The sequence below is a fragment of the Pseudomonas sp. UBA5666 genome (genome assembly GCF_002420785.1).
Classification (GTDB): Bacteria; Pseudomonadota; Gammaproteobacteria; order Pseudomonadales; family Pseudomonadaceae; genus Aquipseudomonas; species Aquipseudomonas fulva.
In genome coordinates this window covers 1-18,731 of record NZ_DIIQ01000015.1, presented here as the reverse complement: position 1 = coordinate 18,731, position 18,731 = coordinate 1, and the positions used below count along the sequence as shown (strand labels likewise).

Annotated in this window: 19 protein-coding genes and 1 pseudogene; 7 read left to right on the top strand and 13 right to left on the bottom strand. The window is 62.3% G+C overall.

Translation table 11 applies throughout. The features are described from left to right. Positions 1-42: 42 nt before the first annotated feature. The 3 genes from B2Y33_RS09535 to B2Y33_RS09525 form a co-directional block, all read right to left on the bottom strand. Positions 43-420 carry a hypothetical protein gene (locus B2Y33_RS09535; protein WP_206405549.1) on the bottom strand — a complete coding sequence of 126 codons (378 nt, stop codon included), beginning with the start codon at positions 418-420 and terminating at the stop codon, positions 43-45. Positions 421-747: 327 nt separating this feature from the next. Then, a complete protein-coding gene (locus B2Y33_RS09530; protein ID WP_027915238.1) occupies positions 748-1,134 on the bottom strand; it encodes a hypothetical protein in 387 nt (128 codons plus the stop codon). Continuing rightward, positions 1,127-2,533: a PAAR domain-containing protein gene (locus B2Y33_RS09525; protein ID WP_050587335.1), complete on the bottom strand. Its 1,407-nt coding sequence runs from the start codon at positions 2,531-2,533 to the stop codon at positions 1,127-1,129. Before B2Y33_RS09525 ends, B2Y33_RS09530 begins: the two co-directional genes overlap by 8 nt. Positions 2,534-2,830: 297 nt before the next feature. Between B2Y33_RS09525 and B2Y33_RS09520 the strand changes: the two genes are divergently transcribed. The 3 genes from B2Y33_RS09520 to B2Y33_RS09510 all read left to right on the top strand — a co-directional run bounded on the left by B2Y33_RS09520 (position 2,831) and on the right by B2Y33_RS09510 (position 6,685). Beyond that, positions 2,831-4,474: an acyl-CoA dehydrogenase family protein gene (locus tag B2Y33_RS09520; RefSeq protein ID WP_104925749.1), complete on the top strand. Its 1,644-nt coding sequence runs from the start codon at positions 2,831-2,833 to the stop codon at positions 4,472-4,474. Positions 4,475-4,576: 102 nt separating this feature from the next. Further along, a complete protein-coding gene (gene amn, locus B2Y33_RS09515; protein WP_049696675.1) occupies positions 4,577-6,040 on the top strand; it encodes an AMP nucleosidase in 1,464 nt (487 codons plus the stop codon). Positions 6,041-6,046: 6 nt separating this feature from the next. Beyond that, on the top strand, positions 6,047-6,685 hold the full coding sequence (locus B2Y33_RS09510) for a pseudouridine synthase (RefSeq protein WP_088523404.1): 639 nt from the start codon (positions 6,047-6,049) through the stop codon (positions 6,683-6,685). A 36-nt stretch (positions 6,686-6,721) separates the two neighbouring features. On the opposite strand, the gene B2Y33_RS09505 is transcribed toward B2Y33_RS09510, so the two are convergent. Next, positions 6,722-6,925: a DUF2788 domain-containing protein gene (locus tag B2Y33_RS09505; RefSeq protein WP_023534618.1), complete on the bottom strand. Its 204-nt coding sequence runs from the start codon at positions 6,923-6,925 to the stop codon at positions 6,722-6,724. Between the two features lie 54 nt (positions 6,926-6,979). Next, positions 6,980-7,456, bottom strand: a complete 477-nt coding sequence (locus B2Y33_RS09500) for an Lrp/AsnC family transcriptional regulator (RefSeq protein WP_023534579.1) — start codon at positions 7,454-7,456, stop codon at positions 6,980-6,982. A gap of 396 nt (positions 7,457-7,852) precedes the next feature. Here B2Y33_RS09500 and B2Y33_RS09495 point away from each other — a divergent pair, with 396 nt between their 5' ends. Beyond that, positions 7,853-8,686 carry a DUF6515 family protein gene (locus B2Y33_RS09495; RefSeq protein WP_206405550.1) on the top strand — a complete coding sequence of 278 codons (834 nt, stop codon included), beginning with the start codon at positions 7,853-7,855 and terminating at the stop codon, positions 8,684-8,686. A gap of 4 nt (positions 8,687-8,690) precedes the next feature. On the opposite strand, the gene B2Y33_RS09490 is transcribed toward B2Y33_RS09495, so the two are convergent. Together B2Y33_RS09490 and B2Y33_RS09485 are read right to left on the bottom strand one after the other, a co-directional pair. Beyond that, on the bottom strand, positions 8,691-9,560 hold the full coding sequence (locus tag B2Y33_RS09490; RefSeq protein ID WP_027915232.1) for a cation diffusion facilitator family transporter: 870 nt from the start codon (positions 9,558-9,560) through the stop codon (positions 8,691-8,693). Between the two features lie 21 nt (positions 9,561-9,581). Next, positions 9,582-10,001 (bottom strand): hypothetical protein, encoded by a 420-nt coding sequence (locus B2Y33_RS09485; protein WP_027915231.1) that lies wholly within the window; start codon positions 9,999-10,001, stop codon positions 9,582-9,584. Positions 10,002-10,120: 119 nt separating this feature from the next. Between B2Y33_RS09485 and hrpB the strand changes: the two genes are divergently transcribed. Next, the gene (hrpB, locus tag B2Y33_RS09480; protein ID WP_206405551.1) at positions 10,121-12,640 is read left to right on the top strand and encodes an ATP-dependent helicase HrpB; all 2,520 of its coding nucleotides are present in this window, start codon (positions 10,121-10,123) and stop codon (positions 12,638-12,640) included. Here the strand turns inward: hrpB and B2Y33_RS09475 are convergent. The 5 genes from B2Y33_RS09475 to B2Y33_RS09455 form a co-directional block, all read right to left on the bottom strand. After that, a complete protein-coding gene (locus B2Y33_RS09475; protein ID WP_206405552.1) occupies positions 12,630-12,845 on the bottom strand; it encodes a hypothetical protein in 216 nt (71 codons plus the stop codon). The two genes, hrpB and B2Y33_RS09475, sit on opposite strands and share 11 nt — an antisense overlap. 242 nt (positions 12,846-13,087) lie before the next feature. Further along, positions 13,088-13,816 carry an RHS repeat-associated core domain-containing protein gene (locus B2Y33_RS09470; RefSeq protein ID WP_081728210.1) on the bottom strand — a complete coding sequence of 243 codons (729 nt, stop codon included), beginning with the start codon at positions 13,814-13,816 and terminating at the stop codon, positions 13,088-13,090. A 364-nt stretch (positions 13,817-14,180) separates the two neighbouring features. Beyond that, positions 14,181-15,503 carry an APC family permease gene (locus B2Y33_RS09465; protein WP_027915227.1) on the bottom strand — a complete coding sequence of 441 codons (1,323 nt, stop codon included), beginning with the start codon at positions 15,501-15,503 and terminating at the stop codon, positions 14,181-14,183. 83 nt (positions 15,504-15,586) lie between these two features. Then, positions 15,587-16,411, bottom strand: coding sequence for a carbon-nitrogen hydrolase family protein (locus tag B2Y33_RS09460; RefSeq protein WP_027915226.1), 825 nt, complete (start codon positions 16,409-16,411; stop codon positions 15,587-15,589). Further along, on the bottom strand, positions 16,408-16,563 hold the full coding sequence (locus tag B2Y33_RS09455) for a hypothetical protein (RefSeq protein ID WP_154665194.1): 156 nt from the start codon (positions 16,561-16,563) through the stop codon (positions 16,408-16,410). The genes B2Y33_RS09460 and B2Y33_RS09455 overlap by 4 nt, the downstream gene beginning before the upstream one ends. Before the next feature lie 130 nt (positions 16,564-16,693). Here B2Y33_RS09455 and B2Y33_RS09450 point away from each other — a divergent pair, with 130 nt between their 5' ends. Further along, complete coding sequence (locus B2Y33_RS09450) at positions 16,694-17,473, top strand: helix-turn-helix transcriptional regulator (protein WP_028687140.1); 780 nt, start codon at positions 16,694-16,696, stop codon at positions 17,471-17,473. A gap of 16 nt (positions 17,474-17,489) precedes the next feature. Here B2Y33_RS09450 and B2Y33_RS09445 read toward each other — a convergent pair whose 3' ends face one another. Next, positions 17,490-18,146 carry a membrane protein gene (locus B2Y33_RS09445; protein ID WP_027915224.1) on the bottom strand — a complete coding sequence of 219 codons (657 nt, stop codon included), beginning with the start codon at positions 18,144-18,146 and terminating at the stop codon, positions 17,490-17,492. 167 nt (positions 18,147-18,313) lie between these two features. Here B2Y33_RS09445 and B2Y33_RS09440 point away from each other — a divergent pair. Beyond that, positions 18,314-18,727 (top strand): annotated as a pseudogene (locus B2Y33_RS09440) (DUF2076 domain-containing protein); the annotation flags it as partial. Positions 18,728-18,731: the final 4 nt, after the last annotated feature.

The window sequence follows — 18,731 nt, the reverse complement described above, 5'->3', positions numbered from 1 at the left end:
CTATGTGCGCAGCGAGATACCGTGGACGTGGGATTCACGGCATCAAAGAAAGTAAGAGCCTATGATCAACCAGCTGAACGCGACAGTGTTTAGCCATGAGGAAATTACTATCCGCTTTTTCATGGATGATGGAAATTGCTCATAATCCTGTGCATCAAGCATGCCTCGTCGAATACTTGATTTTGGATACTTTACGATCCCGGCGACCATGAATGTCACCAACATTCTCGCACGCAGAGTCTTTTCACCCCAAAGGGTGACAATAAAGGGTAAGCACGCACTGCGCTGCAGGGCCCCGATCATGACTTTGTATTCTTTGGAGCCTGCGATACGCAGATCCATGGCGAGACCGGTCAGTCCGAGGGCAAAGGGAGTGGCAAGAAAAAGTAATTGAAACGTAATGTCAAAATTCTTGATCACTCTCAAGGCCTCGAAAGTTTTCGCTTAATTGCATGCACGAAGACTTCCCGTCAGAGGCGCTGTTGCAGGGGTCGAGATGCCGTATGCAGCGCCGTCAAGGCAGTTCTTCGGGAAGGAATAAGTATCACTTCATTAGCTATTTTGGCCCCCGACCATTTTGGGCAAGCCAAAATCGTCAGGCTCAGTAAATAGTGTTCTTCAACATGGCTTTGTATTCCCGTCCGCCGTGCGAGCTTCGAGTACCTGGCCTACTTGCCAGCTCGCCCAGATGCGTCGAATACCCAATCATCAGCGTGGATCCATGGTGCTTGTAATGAGTAAACAGTTTCACCTTGGTAGTAGGAAAAAGTAACCGACTGTTAGCCAAGTGAACGCTACTGTGTTCAGCCAGGATGCGGTGTTGATCTTCTTTTTAAGGGAGGCTGGAAAATTCTGATAATCGAGTGGATCAAGCGCACCTTTGCGAATGTGGTAGGTTGGAAATGCTATGAGCCCACCCACCATTGAGATCACCAATAATCGTGCGCGTATGCTTTGTTCTCCCCAGAGTGTTGTAATAAACTCTAGGCACGCACTGCGCTGGAGCGCTGCGATCATGACGTCGTATTCTTTTGAACATGCAATGCGCAGGTCCATGGCCAGTGAGATAAAGCCTATGATGAAAGGGGAAGTGAGCAGAAACAACTTCAGTTTTATGTCAAGGTGGTCAATCATTCTGCAAAGCCTCGAAGATTACCTCTCCTACGTATTCGCCGAATTCCATTCCTTCTAGGCTTCCAGCCAATGCTCCAGCCCCTGTAACCACTATCCCACAGGCCCATGCCTTTGGGCCGGTCCACCAGCAAATCCCGGGCGTTAATCTGCTAGCTAGCTTCGCTCCCCCCCATCCACCTACTAAACCACCCGAAAAATTACCAGCCTCAGTAAAACGCATTTTTCTACATGCTTTCGTATTCCCCACCCGGCACGCGTCGGCAATGTTCATCGCTGATCCAATACCCCCGAGCGTAATACCCACTGCCCCTCCAGCCTTCAAGTACTTGGCCATCTTCGCCAGTCTATCCAAGTGAGTCGAATACCCCGGTATGCTGGTGGGCCCGCCTGCTTTGCTCCAATGGTGCACCAGGCTTTTCGAGGAGATACCCAAGTCTCGGCGCAGTCGTGAGTAATCCCCAAGATTGAGCCTCTTGTTGAGAAAGGTGGCCTTTAAACCGGCACTCAACTGATTGAACAGGTGCTGGCGCTGGGCGAAGAAGTCTGGGTGGCGAAGGTGCCCGTGCTTGGTGAATTGCGCTTTGTGCAGGTCTTCGATTTTGCGCAAGAGGCGGGTGATTTCATCCAGTGACTTACCCGCCACCGTCTCGGCTACGCCCATGGCCAGACTGGTATCACCAAACAGCGCGGCGATCTCGGCCTGGTACTGCATCATGAAGCCGGCTTCCTCCTCGGTGAGGTCCGCCAATGCAGCACGCGCCTGCTCCGCTGCACCCATGACCGACATTTCTTGCCGGGTACACATGGGGTACCCCGATTCTTCACCCACGACGAACAGTTCGCCCGGTTTGAATCCGTTTCGCGAAGTGGGGTTGAGCCGTTCCAGTGCTGATCGGGACAAGTGAGCGTATGGGGCACCGAGTTCTATCAGCACCTCGTCATACGACATGCTGCGCGGCACGATGTAGAAACCCGGTTCATTAACGGGCTGAGCCACTGAAGGCGCAGCGTCCCGGAACCGCTCCGGATCGATCGTCCTAGCGCGGGCGTCGGGGTTTCGCACGGCGTCATTGACCGGTTCAGGTGCAGATGCCCTGGACGTTGCAAGGGCCGCAGATCCGCCCGCAATCACGCGGTTGCTGCCTATAGGACACCCACACGCCACCAATGCGCCGTCCAGGACCGTGGGTATGCCGTCCTGACTCCAATAGGGCTCGCCCTCCACCAGCGTGCCGGGTTGCCCGCAGCCGGGGCAGGGCGTGGTCTTGTCGCCTTGCAGCAGCCAGTTACGGCCATGGACGCGCCCCCTGGCTTGCCCGGCAATGCAAATGGCGCCGGTGGTGGTTTCATCGCTGTCCAGGCCTTGGTACCGACCCAGGATGCTGATTCGCATGCTCATGGCTTGCCTGCTGATCAAGAAAGAACTCGCAACGTAGCAGGCGGCATCCGCTTTATAGGCGCTTGATTCAGCTTCTAGGAAGACTCCCACGGACGATTGGGAACTGGATTACAAGTTCCTGAAGGCCTCACCGGTTCGGGCGTCGAACGAACACGCCGCTGGCGATCCCGATGAAGCCGGCCGCCTAAGCGCCGCTCATCACGCACCCCTGCGTTTAGTCAGGAATGCCCCTTTGTCCATCGACCAGACAGTGCTTCACTGGGAACCTCACGCCTGCCCGGATTCAGGAGTACCTCCATGAACCTGCACCAGTTCGCTGAAACCCACGAGGTCACCAACCAGCCGCCACCGCTGGACGGGGCCAACCTGTACCGCCTGGACCTGCCGCTACAGGAGTGGTCCAGGCGCTTTGGTGCCGACTGGGCGCAGTCGCGGATCGATGCGTACGGCGCGCTGGCCGGTGGGCCGTTGATGCAGGCAGGCTTTCTGGCCAATGCGCACAAGCCTGTGTTCAGCAGCCATGATCGCTATGGCCATCGCATCGACCTGGTCGAGTTTCATCCCGCCTATCACCAGTTGATGCGCACCGCCGTCGAGCATGGGCTGCCGTCGCTGCCTTGGGCCGAGCCGCGTCCGGGCGCCCACGTGGCCCGCGCGGCGATGACCTACCTGCACAGCCAGGCCGAGGCCGGCACGGGCTGCCCGCTGACCATGACCTTCGCTGCGGTGCCGGCCCTGCGCCTGCAACCCGAGATCGCCCACTACTGGCTGCCCAAGGCGCTGTCGCGTGAGTATGACCCGCGCAACGTCGGCGACCGGCACAAGGCCGGCGTCACGTTGGGCATGGCCATGACGGAGAAGCAGGGTGGCACGGACGTGCGCGCCAATACCACCCGTGCCTACCCAGTCGGCGCGCCGGGGCCCGGCCAGGCCTACGAGCTGGTGGGTCACAAGTGGTTCTGTTCGGCGCCCATGTGCGATGCCTTCCTGGTCCTTGCCCAGACCGAGCACGGCCTGAGCTGCTTCCTGCTGCCCCGCCACCGCCCGGACGACACCCGTAACCAGTTCTATATCCAGCGCCTGAAGGACAAGTTGGGCAATGTCTCCAACGCCTCCAGCGAAGTGGAGTTTCGCGGTGCGCTGGCCTGGATGATCGGTGAGGAGGGCCGGGGCGTACCGACCATCATCGAGATGGTGGCCATGACCCGTTTCGACTGCATGGTCGGCTCCAGTGCCCTGATGCGCCAGGCGCTGACCCAGGCCCTGCACCACTGCGCGCATCGGCAGGTGGCGGGCCGCCTGTTGACCGAGCAGCCGCTGATGCAGAACGTGCTCGCCGACCTGGCGCTGGAAAGCGAAGCGGCATTGGCCCTGAGCCTGCGCATGGGCCACGCCCTCGAGCAGCTCGACGACCCCCAGCAGGCGCACTTCGCGCGCCTGGTCACGGCGGTAGGCAAGTACTGGATCTGCAAGCGTGCCCCGGCCATGATCAACGAAGCGGCCGAGTGCCTGGGCGGGGCGGGGTATGTGGAGGACAGCATCCTGCCGCGGCTTTACCGCGAGGCGCCCGTCAACTCGACCTGGGAAGGTTCGGGTAATGTGCAGTGCCTGGATGTGCTGCGCGCCTTGTCCAAGGAGCCGGGTGTGCTGGAGGCGTTGTTCGCCGAACTGGGGGACGGACACGGCGACAAGCGCCTGGCCACCTGCATCGTCAACCTGAAGGATGCGTTCCTCGACACGGGCGACATCCAGTACCGGGCGCGGCAACTGACCGAGACCATCGCCCTGGCATTGCAGGCCAAGTTGCTGCTGGAGGCCGGCCATTGTGCGGTCAGCGATGCGTTCATCGCCAGCCGCCTCACAGGGACAGGGCGCGCTTATGGCACGCTGCCGCGCGGTGTGGACGTACAGGCCCTGATGGCGCGGGCCATGGCCAGCTGACCGGCTCGGCCCAGCTGCGCCGCCTTGCATCATCAAGGGGATGAATTTACCCGAGAAGGCAGGCAAGATGGTTCGCATGCATGTCCAGACAGGAAGCACAGTGTGAGCCACGCGTTTGAAGTCGTTGATACTCCCGAACAGGCCGTCGATCGTCTGGCGGCCTTGCATGAGCAGGCCACCGGTGCCCTGAGCCAGGCCCTCAAGCGTTACCTCAAGGACCGCACCGAGCCCGATGCCCAGCAGCGAGACCTGTTCCGCTACCCGGCGCTGCGCCTGACCTACCACAGCAATGGCGAAGTCGCTGCCACCACGCGGGCCTACGCCAAGGTCCAGGTGGCGGGCACCTACAGCGTCACCATCACCCAGCCGGCTGCTTTTCGCGGCTACCTGCTGGAGCAATTGCGCCCGTTGATGCACGACTACACCGTCACGGTCGAAGTGGGGGTGAGCGAGCAGCCCATTCCGTATCCGTACGTGGTCGACCAGGGCGACGAGCTGGCCGGCAGCGGCATCACCGCCGCGCAGCTGGCGCGGGTATTCCCCAGCACCGACCTGTCCTCGGCCACCGACAACATCGCCGATGGGCTCTACGACTGGGACAGCACCGATACCTTGCCCCTGGCGCTGTTCGATGCCGCGCGCGTGGACTTCTCGCTGCGGCGCCTGGTGCACTACACCGGCAGTGACTGGCGCCACGTGCAGCCCTGGATCCTGCTGACCAACTACCACCGTTACGTGGACCAGTTCATCAGCCATGGCCTTGAGCAGTTGCGCGATGATCCGCGCTTCGTGCGCATGGTGTTGCCGGGCAACGTCGTGATCGAGAAGAGCATGGACCATGGTGAGGCCCAGGCGCTGGTCGCCGGTGTGGTCTGGCACCGCTACCAGATGCCGGCCTACCACCTGATTGCAGGGGACGGCGACGGCATCACGCTGGTCAACATCGGCGTCGGCCCGTCCAACGCCAAGAACATCACTGACCACCTGGCAGTGCTGCGCCCGCATTGCTGGCTGATGATCGGGCACTGCGGCGGGCTGCGCCAGTCGCAGACCATTGGCGACTACGTGCTGGCCCACGCCTACATGCGCCGTGACGGCATCCTTGACCGCGTGGTGCCGCCGAACATTCCGATCCCGGCATTGGCAGAGGTGCAACTGGCCCTGCAGGAAGCCGCTGCGCAGGTGACCGGCGAGCGGGGCGAGCAGCTCAAGAAGCGCCTGCGCACCGGTACCGTGCTGACTTACGACGACCGCAACTGGGAGCTGCGCTGGGCCCAGGAACGGCCGCTGATCAACTTGTCCCGCGCCGTTGCCGTGGACATGGAAAGCGGCACCATCGCAGCCCAGGGCTATCGCCTGCGGGTGCCGTACGGCACCTTGCTGTGCGTGTCCGACAAACCGCTGCACAGCGAAATCAAGCTGCCAGGCTCGGCCAACGCGTTCTACAACCGCGCGGTCAGCCAGCACCTGAAGATTGGTATCGCGGCGCTGGACCTGTTGCGCACCGAGCTCAATTCGCTGCACTCGCGTAAACTGCGCAGCTTCGACGAGCCGCCGTTCCGCTGAGGACCCATGTCACTGCCACCCCGTTCCAAGCCGCGCCGCCCTCAGGGGCGGCCTGTGCCTGGCGCTCACCGCCAGCCCAAGGCGCCACCCGCCGAGCCGCGGTTGATCCTGTTCAACAAACCCTTCGACGTGCTGACGCAGTTCAGCGACGGCGAGGGGCGGGCCACGCTCAAGGATTTCATCGATATCCCGGGCGTCTACCCCGCCGGCCGGCTGGACCGGGACAGCGAAGGCCTGTTGCTGTTGACCAATGACGGCGCGCTGCAGGCGCGTATTGCCGACCCCAAGCACAAGCTGCCCAAGACCTATTGGGTGCAGGTCGAGGGCGAGCCCACCGAGCAGCAGCTGCGCCAACTGCGCGAAGGCGTGCAGCTCAATGACGGACCAACGTTGCCCGCCGAGGCCCGCAGCCTCGAAGCCCCCGCTCTGTGGCCGCGCAACCCACCAGTACGCTTTCGCAAAAGCGTACCGACCTGTTGGCTGGAGCTGGTGATTCGCGAGGGTCGCAATCGCCAGGTACGGCGAATGACCGCCGCCGTGGGCCTGCCCACCTTGCGCCTGGTGCGCGTGCGTATCGGCGATTGGACACTCGATGGGCTTGAGCAAGGCTGCTGGCGCGAGGTGGCGCCGACCCTGCGGCGCTAGGCGGCATGGCCAGCGGGCACGTGGCGACCGCGCTGGCTACACCCCCTCGATGAACCCCACCACCACGCTCTTGATGATGAACGCCAGCACACCCAGGCCGAGCACGAAGAACAGGATCAGGGTGCCGAACCGCCCCGCCTGGGATTTTTTCGCCAGGTCCCAGACGATGAAGCCCATGAAGCCGATCAAGGCGGTCACCAGGATGATCATCATCCACTCTTCGAATACGGCAGGATCCATTGCAGTGCTCCAGGCGGGTTGAGGGGGCAAGTATACCCGTGAGGTGGCAGCCGATCAGCGAAGGTGGGTCAATGGAAGCTCGGTGCTGGCCAACACCTGGTTGAGCACGAAGCTTGAACGCACGCTGGTGACGCCCTCGATGCGCGTGAGGCTACCGAGCAGCAGCTTCTGGTAATGGTCCATGTCGGGCACGACGACCTTGAGCTGGTAGTCGGCGTCCATCCCGGTCACCAGGCTGCACTCCAGCACCTGCGGCAGGTTGCGGATGGTGGCCTCGAAGGTTTCGAAACGCTCGGGGGTGTGCCGGTCCATACCGATGAGTACGTAGGCAGTCAGGCTCAAACCCAGCTTCTTGCGATCGAGCAAGGCCACCTGACGGGAAATGTAGCCGTCGTCTTCGAGTTGCTTGACGCGGCGCGAGCAGGGCGAGGGTGAAAGGCCGATGCGTTCGGCCAGCTCCTGGTTGGAGATGCGCGCGTCACGCTGCAATTCAGCCAGAATGCTCAGGTCGTATCGGTCCAGCTTGCTCATGAATCATGCCTTTTCTGTTCGGATTGCGGCGAATTATCAATCCAGGGTTAAAAATTGCGCAAGTGCTATTTATCTGAGCAATCTTCGCAATCCTGTGCCGGGGCGCGCCCGGTATCGTTAACACCAGAATCACTGCCCGGACATCAGTCCACGGCGATGCGCCCCAGACGGGCGCTCGCGGCCAAGCCATCCAACAGGATGGGCCAGGCCCCCGGGCTACGCACCTTCCAGAAGACGGTGTGAGGTGAGCCGGCGCCACAAGTGCCGAGCACGGACGACAATTGCTGAAGGGAGGCCCAGGTGGCCTCCCTTTTTTCATGGCTGAAATTTAATGGGCGGCGTGATGGGGCGCGGTAGACTGGCGCAGTCAGCCGTTTTACCGTCGAGAGGACTACCATGAAGTCGCACATCTGGCAGTGGGCAGGTGTTGGTTTGCTGGGCATGGGCATCAGCGTTGCAGCCCTGGCGGCCGGGCCCAACGACGGCCCAGGTGCTTTGCCCCCCGCCGCTACAGGGCCAGGTGTGGAGGCAGGGCCCGCGCCTGGGCGTGCGCTCAATTCGCGTGACGAAGTCGGTCAGACGCAGCCCCCACGGCCGGGGTTCTACCAGGACATTCCCCGCCGCCCCGATGACGGCCCGCGTTGGCATGGCCCAGGCCCTGGCTACGCGCCTCACGAGGGCTGGCAGGGCCGCCCTGGGGGCCACGGTGAAGGCTGGGGCCCCGGGCCGCACTACCGGCCTGGCCAGACCGTGGAGCGGTTTGTTGACCGTTTCTGGAAGGTGCCCTACCAGGGGCAGGACTATTTCTACTCCGGCGGGTACTGGTACCGCCCCTGGGAAAGGGGTTACCAGGTCGTGGTGCCGCCCCCGGGTGCGCGAGTCAGCTACCTGCCGCCCTATGCGCACAAGTTTCGCGTGGACGGCGCGATGATCTACCTGGTCGCCGACACCTACTATCGCTACCTGGAAAACAGCCGCGAGTACGTGGTGGTCAATCCCCCAGCACCTGCGCCTACAGCGGCGTCGGGGTATGACGTGGTGGCTTATCCGCGCTATGGACAGGGGCAGGAGCAGCAGGATCAGGACCGTTACCAGTGCCATCGCTGGGCGGTCAGCCAGTCGGGGTTCGATCCTGCCATGGCGGCCTACGCGCCGGCGCCTGCGGTTGCAAGTACCTACCAACGGGCGCTTGGCGCGTGCTTGTCCGGGCGAGGCTACAGCGTCAACTAGAGGGCTACACCGGGTCGGCGTGGACCATCACGTCGGCCTTGGGGTACTGCTGGCGGATCACTTCCGACGCCTGCACGCACAGCCCATGTGCGTGATGCAGCGGCAGTTGCCCAGGCAGCTCGATGTGCAATTGCACGAACCACTGGTTGCCCGATACCCGGGTGCGCAGGTCGTGCACGCCCAGCACGCCCTCGATGGCCAGCACGCGGCTGGCCATGTCTTCGCTCACATCCACGGGCAGCTCCTTGTCCATGAGAATCGCCGTGCTTTCGCGCGCGATCTGCAGGGCGCTCCACAGGATGTACAGTGCGATGCCCAACCCGAACAGCGCATCGAGTTGCGGCCAGCCGAAGCGCGCCAGCAGCAACGCCAGCAAGATGCTGCCGTTGAGCAGCAGGTCGGAGCGGTAGTGCAGGGAATCGGCGCGTACCGCCGTTGAACCTGTGGCGCGGATGACCTTGCGTTGCACGGCCAGCAGCGCGACGGTCAGCACCAACGACAACAGCATCACCCCGATGCCGATGGCGGTATCGCCTAACGGCTGCGGGTTGCGCAGGCGCTCCAACGCCTGCAAGGCAATCAGCACGGCACTGCCGCCGATGAACAGCGCCTGGGCGATGCCAGCCAGGGCTTCTGCCTTGCCGTGCCCGAAGCGGTGGTCGTCATCGGCCGGGCGCAGGGCGTAGTGCACAGCCAGCAGGTTGAGGAAGGACGCCACGGCGTCGAGGGCCGAATCGGTCAACCCGGCCAGCAGGCTAACCGAGCCGCTCAACCACCAGGCCAGCGCCTTGCTGACCACCAGGATGCTGGCCACCGCCAGGGAGGCGCGCGTGGCCAGGCGGAGCAACCGTTTGTGTTCGGCCGAAGTGGTCATCTCAGGCGGTCGTCCTTGACGTCAGGCGGCAGGTACCAGCCCAAGGCTGGCCAATTGTTCGGCACTGCCGCGGTGCTGGATCAAGCGTGGGTCGTCCAGCGGCAGGCGCTGCCCCAGTTCGCTTTCCAGAATGGCCTGCAGTTTGAGATTGTCCACGCTGCCATCGGCATTGACGGCGTCCTTCAGTTTGGCCGGGTCCACCTGCGCAGTTTGCCCTGGTGGGTAGTAGATGGCGCCGGTGGCGAAGTCGATGCCGAAGGCGATCAGCCCTGGGATGACGTAGAACAGCAGGCCAACGGCATCCAGCACGGCGATCGCAGGGTCGACCTTGCCGTCGATCTGGCCGCGACGGTCTGGGTAGAAGATGGAGCCGCAAGCCGTCAGTTGCGTCAGCAAGGTGCCCACGAGGGCAGCACCGATCAGGCGGGAAGCAATGCGCATGTAAATCTCCGGGCGTGGCGTTCGGCAGGCCAGGCAAGGCGCCTGAACCCGCGCAGTTAAGACCATGATAGGACAACGTCGGTTCGCCGTTATACTCGCCTGCTTGTTCGAGGGCCACCATGATTTCATTACCTATAGACCGTGTATTGCCAGATCTGCGACAGGCCCTGGCCAGTCGCAATGAAGTGATACTCGAAGCGCCCCCGGGTGCTGGCAAGACCACTCGGGTGCCCCTGGCGTTGTTGCATGAGCCCTGGCTAGCCGGGCAAAAGATCCTGATGCTCGAACCTCGCCGACTGGCTGCGCGGGCAGCGGCGGAGCGTTTGGCCAGTGAGCTGGATGAGCAGGTGGGCGAGACGGTCGGCTACCGCATTCGCCTTGAAAGCAAGGTAGGGCCGCGAACGCAGATCGAAGTGGTCACCGAAGGCATTCTGGCTCGCAGGCTTCAGGAGGACCCGGCGCTGGACGGTGTGGGCGTGGTCATCTTCGATGAGTACCACCTGCGCAACCTCGATTCCGACCTGGCACTGGCGCTGTGCCTGAGCGCCCGTGAACTGCTGCGCGATGAGCCCCCGCTCAAGCTGCTGTTGATGTCTGCCACGCTGGAGGGTGCCCGCCTCTCGAAGGTGCTCGACGATGCGCCCGTGGTCACCAGTGAAGGGCGGATGTATCCCGTCTCGACGGTATGGGGCAGCCCCTATCAGCCGGGCGAGCGAATCGATGCGCGCATCACGGACACGTGCCTGGCCGCCCTCGATGAACAACCTGGCAGCATCCTGGTGTTCCTGCCTGGGCAGGCGGAAATTCGGCGGGTGGCAGAGGACCTCAAGGCACATCTCGGCAGCCGTCCAGAGGTGATGGTGTGCCCGCTGTACGGTGACCTCGACCTGCAGGCGCAGCGTGCGGCGATAGACCCGGCCCCCAAGGGCTCGCGCAAGGTCGTATTGGCCACGAACATCGCCGAGACCAGCTTGACCATCGAAGGGGTCAGGGTGGTGGTGGACAGTGGCCTTGAACGAGTACCCAGGTTCGACCCCCGCAGCGGCATGACCCGACTCGACACACAGCGCATTTCCAAGGCCAGCGCTACCCAGCGGGCGGGACGGGCGGGGCGCCTGGAGCCTGGTGTCTGCTATCGGCTGTGGTCGCAGTCCCAGCACGAGCAGATGGCCAGCTACAGCACCCCTGAAATCCTCCAGGCAGATCTGGCAGCCCTGGCGCTCCAGCTGGCTCGATGGGGCATGAAGCCGGAAGAGATGACCTGGCTCGATCAACCACCAGCGGCGCCCTTCGCTCAAGCCACAGACCTGCTCAAGCGCCTGGGCGCGCTCGACGATGCTGGACAGCTCACGCCACACGGTGCGGCCATGAGCGCGTTGCCAGCCCACCCCCGGATCGCCCACATGCTCATCAAGGGCAATGCGATGGGCCTGGATGACCTGGCATGCAACATCGCGGCTCTGCTGGGCGAGAAAGATATCCTGCGTGGGGCCGGTGCCGACCTGCACTCCCGGCTCAGCGCACTGTCGGGCGAGCAGCATGCCCGTCGCAGTGGCGGTTCCCTGCAACGCGTGAAACAGTCTGCTCGGCAGTACCGGTCGCTGCTGCGTGGCAAGGCCTCGAGCCCTGTAGACGCGCTCGATCACCCACGGTGGGTAGGATGCCTGCTGGCGTTCGCATACCCTGATCGAATCGGCCTGCAGAGGCGGGCGACTGCATCTGAATACCGTCTTTCCAACGGTCGTGCTGCGGTGTTCTCAGAGCCCGATGCTCTCACCAAACATGAGTGGCTGGTGGTGGCCGATCTGGGTAGCCGGCAAGGACAGCGCGAGGAGCGGATCTACCTGGCGAGTGACCTCGATCCGGCCTTGTTCGATAACCAGCTGGCTGACCTGGTGAGGTCGGTCGATGAGGTCGATTGGGACGAGCGCGAAGGCGTGCTCAAGGCGCAGCGGCAGTGGCGGGTAGGCCAGCTCGTGCTGTCGACGAAAGCGCTGGCGAACCTTGACGAGCAAACCCGTTCGCTGGCCTTGGTCAGCCTGGTGAGGCGCAAGGGCATCGAGCTTCTGCCCTGGAACCCCGAGCTGCGGCAGTGGCAGGCCCGGGTGGGTCTGCTGCGCCAGCTGGATATCGAGCGTGGGCAGGCACAAAGCAAGTGGCCTGACCTGAGCGATGCCAATCTGCTGGACACGCTCGACCAATGGCTCACGCCCTACCTGGGTAAAGTCACGAGGCTCAGCCACTTCAGCCAGCTGGACCTGCCCTCGATCATCAGAAACCTTCTGCCCTGGCCGCTTCCACAGGAGCTGGACACCCAGGCACCCCAGGCGATCCAGGTGCCATCCGGCTCGAATATCCGTATCGACTATTCGCAGCATCCGCCAATTTTGGCCGTGCGGCTTCAGGAGCTGTTTGGCCTGGCAGAAACCCCACGCATCGCTCAGGGCAGGCAGCCGCTGGTTCTGCACCTCCTGTCGCCGGCTCGCAGGCCTGTGCAGGTCACCCAGGATCTGGCGAACTTCTGGCGCAGCACTTACGTGGAGGTGAAGAAGGATCTGAAGGGGCGATACCCGAAGCACTATTGGCCTGAAGACCCGCTGGTGGCCGAAGCGACTGCCAGGGCTAAGCCTAGGAAGTAGCGATGCGCATACGTAACTGAACGTCACCCGCCGTGTGCAGAACGGCTTGGTGAGCGAGCACAACGCACTGGAAATCCTCGCCGGCAAGCTGGGCGACGACCAGACCGGGGTGCCGGTGGTCGGCATCGACATCGTCCTCAGCAAACAGCCCTCTACGCCAGCGCCGCCACCTGATGGACAGTGCCCTGGCCAGCCAGGATGTCATCAATCTGAGCCTGTGCGTGCCCCTGACCGGCGCGCAGGTCGGAGCACTGACCCATGACATCGTGTGGATGAAAAACAGTGTCATAGGCGGGCAGACCATACGGGTGCCGACTTCGTACTTGATCCAAGCGGACGCCCACAAAGTTCGTAGCCGCCGTAGTATTCCTTTCCGTCGATAGCGGAAGGTTCAAGAACCTTAGCGCTTGAGGGCAGCGGTTGGGTATCTCGAAGTTTTGTACAGCCTTAGTGACGCATTTTGACAGTTCTAAAATCATGGACACTGGGGATAATAACGGGCATGCCGTTCCGCATCAATGTCGCCAGTTCTGCATTAGACTCCACCGGCATGCTTGGTTTGTAGAGTCCTTCCTCCAACAACGACTCAATAACGTGTACGAGGCGTCCTGTAATCTTTGAATTTAATGCTTCAGTCAATACATGGTGGCGGTTCTCAGTTTTAACATATTTCTCGATGGCCTCTGAAGCATCATTTGGGCTGCGCAGTATATTGCGTTTCGCTTCTTTTAACTCCCCTTTGGAAATCTTGAACCAGTGTTGAATCTCTTTATAGGACATTTCCTTCAGTTTCATATTGCTGAAATCCCTTTTCGCTAACTCCGAGGGATGTGTCGGCCACTTGCCTGCTTCGCCGCGACTCGGCAGCGTAATAGCTGGTCTTCGCACATTTTTGTTGGGGTATAGGAAAGAGTGCCCAGTGGGATCGCTGCGGTTCACGGGGTCGTTTGAACAGTAGGCGTAGGTATTCATGCCACCCGCGTCGAACGGGCTTAGGCTATCAGGTGAAAGAAAACGCATTAAGCGCGTGTTGTAGACTCTGTATCCGGAGCCAAGCAGGTAGAGCGGTGTCAGCGCTTGCGCATGCTCACCATTGAAGCCAAGTAACGTGTGTGCAGATCGAATCTCTGCGGCAAAGCCGTAAGGCGAGTACGCCGATCTCTCGAGTCTGTTCATGCGATTGTGCTCGCGGTTGGAGAACTGTCGTTTCGCCCGTTAGCAGGGCGGGCGTCTTGAGTATCCGGGTGATGTACGCACCCGGCCACTGGCAAAACTGACAGGTGTTAGAGAACGGCCTTGGGCCCCGCACGAAATCGCGAGCAACCCAATCGCCGAACCACGAATGCCAACGGTTATAAAGATCCATGCCATTACGCATTTGTTATCCGTCGACGGCCGGAAGCCTCATAGAATTCCAGCTGCGAAGAACGCCACCGAGTTTTCCAGATTTCGCACTGGCCGCAATCATCCGATCCCCACCCTGACCCAAGCCCTGCGGGGCATATCTCCAAGCCCCGCAAATCATACTGCCCACTCGACCTCAAGCCTCCTCGAAATGCATCTCTGGCGGCTGTTGGCGCAACCCACGGGTGATGACCAGCAGGTACAGGCACCCCATGCCCAGCCAAGCCACGCCAAGGTAGATGGCCATGGGGTCCAGGCTTGCCATCAGCCACAGATCCGCCATCAGCCCGACCAAGGGGAAGGCCAGGTACACCGCTGCCGCTTTGAGCCCGCGCTCGCCCTGGGCGATCCAGTAGTGAAAGATCACCGACAGGTTGACCAGGCTGAACGCCAGGAAAGCGCCGAAGTTGATGAACGAGGTGGAGGTCGTCACGTCCATGCGCAAGGCCAGCAGCGCGACTACGCCACACAGGACGATGCTGATGACCGGTGTGCCGAACCGCGTACTCAGTCGCCCGAACCAACGCTTGGGCAGCACACCGTCGCGGCCCATGGCGAACAGCAGGCGCGAGGCACTGGCTTGGGCGGAAAGCCCCGAGGTGAACTGGCCCACGATCAGGCCGATCAGGAAGAAACTCACGAAAATGTCCCCGCCAATGGCCTTCGCGATTTCGTAGGCGGCCGAGTCCGGGTTGCTGAAGGTCGCGCTTGGGTGCGCGAGTTGGACGAAGTAGCTGGCCACGATGAAGATGAAACCGCCCAGCAGGGTGATGAGCAGGATGGCGCGAGGGATGGTCTTGCGCGGTTCATGGGTCTCCTCGGTCAAGGTGCTGACCGCATCGAAGCCCAGGAACGAATAACAGGCGATGGCGGCGCCACTCATGATCAGGGGCAGCTGGAAACCGTCCTGATGAAAGGGTGCCAGCGACCACAACGGCTGGTTCAGCTCGCCGGTGGCGTAATGCACGGCCAGGCCCACGAAGGCTGCCAGTACGAGGAACTGAAGCAGCATAAGCACGCCATTGACGGTCTTGGCCAGCTGCAGGCCGATGATGTTGATGGCCGTGGTGACGGCAATGAAGGCCAGCACCCACACCGGGTGCGGCACCGCCGGAAAGGCCGAATGCAGGTAGGCCGCGCCGATCAGCCAGATCGCCATGGGCAGGAACAGGTAGTCCAGCAGCACCGCCCAACCGGCCAGAAAACCCAGCTTGGGGCTGATGGACTTGCGCACGTAGGTGTAGGCCGAGCCGGCGACGGGGAAGGCCTTGGCCATCTTGCCGTAGCTCAGGGCGGTGAACAGCATGGCGATGGAGGCGGCCAGATAAGCCGAGGGCACGGCGCCCTGGGTGGTGTCGGCGAGGATGCCGAAGGTGCCCAGCACAATGATGGGGGTCATGTAGGCGATGCCGAACAGCGTCACCGCACCCAGCGACAGGGTGCGTTTCAAGTGGGCCATGGTGTTACTCCGGATTGTGTTTTTTATGGAGTTCAATGTCAGGGCCCGGCCTGGGCCCTGGGCGCCAGCCGTGGCGCAAAGGTTCAGACGGTGGTCAGGATCAGTTCTCGCAAGCCGTCAGGGTGCTCGACCTGCTGGCCTGGCAGTTCGAAGCGGCGCTCGGCCAGGTAGCTGTAGTCCTGGCGCGCTTGCCCGATCAGCGCCAGGTCGAGGTCCAGTTGCAGCCGGCAGGCGGTGCGCCCTGCCTCGCATAACAGTTGGCCGTAAGGGTCGACCACCGCGCTGCCGCCTGCAAAGACCAGGTTGCCATCGCCCTGGCCGACGCGATTGACCATGACCGCATAGGCCTGGTTTTCCATGGCGCGGGCGCTGATGGCGGTGCGGTGCGTGGGGCCATAGGGGTCCATGTTGCCGTTGGTCACCAAGATCAGCTCGGCGCCCAGCTGGCCCAGGGCGCGGGCGCTTTCGGGGAATTCGATGTCGAAGCAGATCAACAGCCCTACGCGCACCCCTTTGTACAACGCCGTGGCGTAGCGATCGCCCGCCGTGAAGATGCCCTTGTCGGAGGCCCACAGGTGGGTTTTGCGGTACTTCAACGCGACACCGTCCGGGGTGATCAACACGGTGGTGTTGTAGAAGTGCCCGTCTTCGCCCGCTTCGGCAAGGCCAACCACGGCTGCCACGCCCTTGTCGGTCACCGCTTGGGCGACGGCGGCAAGCGTCGGGCCGGTCAGGGGCTCGGCGATAGCCGCGATGTTGTCATGGGTTGGAAAGCCCATAAGTTGGGTTTCCGGGAACACGATCAGGTCCACATCCGCTGCTGCGCGGTGGATCGCCTCGAGGGTGCGTTCCAGGTTGTAGGCGGTGTCGCCGTCGCGACCGTCCAGCTGGACGAGTTCTACTTTCATTGCAACTCCTGAATGCGCAGCCCAACGGCTGCCAGGTGATCGACGCGGCGTGAAACCAGCTGCTGTGGCGCACGGTGAGTGCCCGAGTATGCCGCTGCCATCGGCGGCGGGGTAATTACGCCCTTGAGGTAACCCATAGGGGTTAGCCCCATGCAAATCCGTCGGTACTGGTCGACGCTGCGCTGAAAACAGCGCCGCAATGCCGATGCACTCCAGTACACTTTGCCTGCTCGGTTGTATTCACCCTGACCTGCGTCTCACCTTTTGGTACAGAGCCCGGACATGAACCTTACACTTCAGGACATTGCCTGGCATCGCTCGGTCGGCCAGGTGATCGATGCGTTGGACCACCCCGGCTTCTGGCTGCGCCTGGTGCGTTTGCTGGAGCAATACGTGGCGTTCGACAGCTGGGTCGCGTTTCTTTTCAGTGAGCACCGCCCATTGGTGTATGCCGAATCCCCGGGCAGCGACGGCGGGCTGGACCCGTTATTCCAGGATTACCTCAAGGGCCTCTACCTGCTGGACCCGTTCTACATCGCCAGCCGGGAAGCACCGGCAAGCGGCCTGGTCCAACTGGCCGACGTGGCCCCTGAATGCTTCGAGCGCACCGACTACTACCAGCGTTATTTCCGCCTCAACGTGGTGGCCGACGAGGTGCAGTACAACGTGGCCCTGGATGCAGGGCGCACGCTTTGCCTGTCGCTCGGTAGCCGCTCACGCTTTGCAGGTGAGCAGATTGCGTTGCTGCACCTTTTGCAACCCTGGGTGCTGGCCACCATGCGCCAGCGCTTTCGGTTCGAGCACGATGTCGACGAAGTCACCCCGGCGCCTGCGTGGCAGAACCACTTGGCCGAGGGCTTTGGCCACCTTGAAACGCCGCTCACCGCCCGCGAACTGGAAGTGGGCCGCATGCTGCTAAGCGGCTGTTCCAGCAAGGAGATCGGCCGCAAACTCGCCATTTCATCGGAAACCGTGCGGGTCCATCGCAAGCACATCTACCGCAAGCTGGGCATCAAGTCCCAGTCGGAGCTGTTCGCGCTGTTCCTCAAGGCCCAGCGCTAGCAGCCAACGGCTGCGTTCAGGTGCGCTGCTCGACTTCGAGCAGCATGAACAGCCGGTACATGACCACCGTGCCGAACAATTGCAGGAAGCCTGCCAGGCTATCCACGAGCAGTTGCACGCCAGGGGAAGGATCGGGGATGGCCATCAGGATCAGGCCTTCGATCAGCCAGATCGACGCCAGCACCCCCAGCAGGCACACCAGAATGCGCATGAAATGGCCAGTAGTCATGCGGGCGCTTTCGCGCATCGCCTGCACCACGGGCAAGCCGCGCAGCACCAGCAGGTATTCGCCGAACACCAGGTTGACCATGATCCACACCCCTGGGAACACGAACAAGGCCATGCCGGCCATGATCAGCAACGAGCTGATCAGCACCAGCAGCGTCAGCGCCGGCCAGAGCTGCACCGCACGGGCAAACAGGTCGCGCTTGGCGATGGCCTGGCCATTGCTGCGGGTATCGAGGTAGAGGATCAGTGCAGCGCTGTACAACGGGTAGCACAGCACGTAGATCAGCATGCCGTAGGCCGGCGAGGCCTGCTCGCCCAGCTGGCGATACAGCACCTGGGTCAGCACGGCTTCGAGCACCACCAGCGGCAGGCACAGTTGGGCAATACCGGCCAGGTGGCGGGTGAAGAAGTGGAGGGAGTCGCGCAAAACGCTCAGCGGATTCATGGGTCAACATCGCATGGCAGTTGAAACAGGGGGTCTAACTCTAGCCCAAAGCGACCTCTGATCCGTCACTTGCTGAAAAAAGTTTCACCCCGCCAGTGATTGAATCAGCCGCGTTAACGCCCCATCTTTGAGCCTGTCCGTTGTCCCGCTACCCACGAGGTCGCCCCATGAATACCGAAGAACAATCCCTGATCGATGGCCTGTTCAGCCGCATCAAGCAGGCCGAAGACCCAAGCCAGCCCCGTGATGCGCAGGCACAGGCCTGTATCGAGGCGCACGTGCGCCAGCAGCCGGCGGCCCCTTACTACATGGCCCAGGCGATCCTGGTGCAGGAAGCGGCCATCAAGCGCCTGGACGAACAGAACAAACAGCTCGAAGCCGAACTCAAGCAGGCACGTGCCCAGGCCGAGGCTGCGCAGGCCGGCGCCTCGCAGAACACAGGCGGCGGCGGTTTTCTGTCCAGCATCTTCGGCGCTGGTGGGCGCAGCTCGGCGCCGGCACCTGCCCCTCAACCCCAGCGCTCGGTCGCGCCGTCCGCACCCGCCGGTGGCGGCTGGCGCGAGCCGGCGGCACCTGGCTTCTAGA

Excerpts from the sequence above, each read along its gene's own strand:
- B2Y33_RS09520 (WP_104925749.1), top strand. The coding sequence starts at position 2,831 with ATGAACCTGCACCAGTTCGCTGAAACCCACGAGGTCACCAACCAGCCG.
- B2Y33_RS09500 (WP_023534579.1), bottom strand. The coding sequence starts at position 7,456 with ATGAGCAAGCTGGACCGATACGACCTGAGCATTCTGGCTGAATTGCAG.
- hrpB (WP_206405551.1), top strand. The coding sequence starts at position 10,121 with ATGATTTCATTACCTATAGACCGTGTATTGCCAGATCTGCGACAGGCC.
- B2Y33_RS09505 (WP_023534618.1), bottom strand. The coding sequence starts at position 6,925 with ATGGATCCTGCCGTATTCGAAGAGTGGATGATGATCATCCTGGTGACC.
- B2Y33_RS09530 (WP_027915238.1), bottom strand. The coding sequence starts at position 1,134 with ATGATTGACCACCTTGACATAAAACTGAAGTTGTTTCTGCTCACTTCC.
- B2Y33_RS09455 (WP_154665194.1), bottom strand. The coding sequence starts at position 16,563 with ATGGGGCTAACCCCTATGGGTTACCTCAAGGGCGTAATTACCCCGCCG.
- B2Y33_RS09495 (WP_206405550.1), top strand. The coding sequence starts at position 7,853 with ATGAAGTCGCACATCTGGCAGTGGGCAGGTGTTGGTTTGCTGGGCATG.
- B2Y33_RS09470 (WP_081728210.1), bottom strand. The coding sequence starts at position 13,816 with ATGAACAGACTCGAGAGATCGGCGTACTCGCCTTACGGCTTTGCCGCA.
- B2Y33_RS09465 (WP_027915227.1), bottom strand. The coding sequence starts at position 15,503 with ATGGCCCACTTGAAACGCACCCTGTCGCTGGGTGCGGTGACGCTGTTC.
- B2Y33_RS09445 (WP_027915224.1), bottom strand. The coding sequence starts at position 18,146 with ATGAATCCGCTGAGCGTTTTGCGCGACTCCCTCCACTTCTTCACCCGC.
- B2Y33_RS09450 (WP_028687140.1), top strand. The coding sequence starts at position 16,694 with ATGAACCTTACACTTCAGGACATTGCCTGGCATCGCTCGGTCGGCCAG.
- B2Y33_RS09510 (WP_088523404.1), top strand. The coding sequence starts at position 6,047 with ATGTCACTGCCACCCCGTTCCAAGCCGCGCCGCCCTCAGGGGCGGCCT.
- B2Y33_RS09485 (WP_027915231.1), bottom strand. The coding sequence starts at position 10,001 with ATGCGCATTGCTTCCCGCCTGATCGGTGCTGCCCTCGTGGGCACCTTG.
- B2Y33_RS09525 (WP_050587335.1), bottom strand. The coding sequence starts at position 2,533 with ATGAGCATGCGAATCAGCATCCTGGGTCGGTACCAAGGCCTGGACAGC.
- B2Y33_RS09475 (WP_206405552.1), bottom strand. The coding sequence starts at position 12,845 with ATGACATCCTGGCTGGCCAGGGCACTGTCCATCAGGTGGCGGCGCTGG.
- B2Y33_RS09460 (WP_027915226.1), bottom strand. The coding sequence starts at position 16,411 with ATGAAAGTAGAACTCGTCCAGCTGGACGGTCGCGACGGCGACACCGCC.
- B2Y33_RS09490 (WP_027915232.1), bottom strand. The coding sequence starts at position 9,560 with ATGACCACTTCGGCCGAACACAAACGGTTGCTCCGCCTGGCCACGCGC.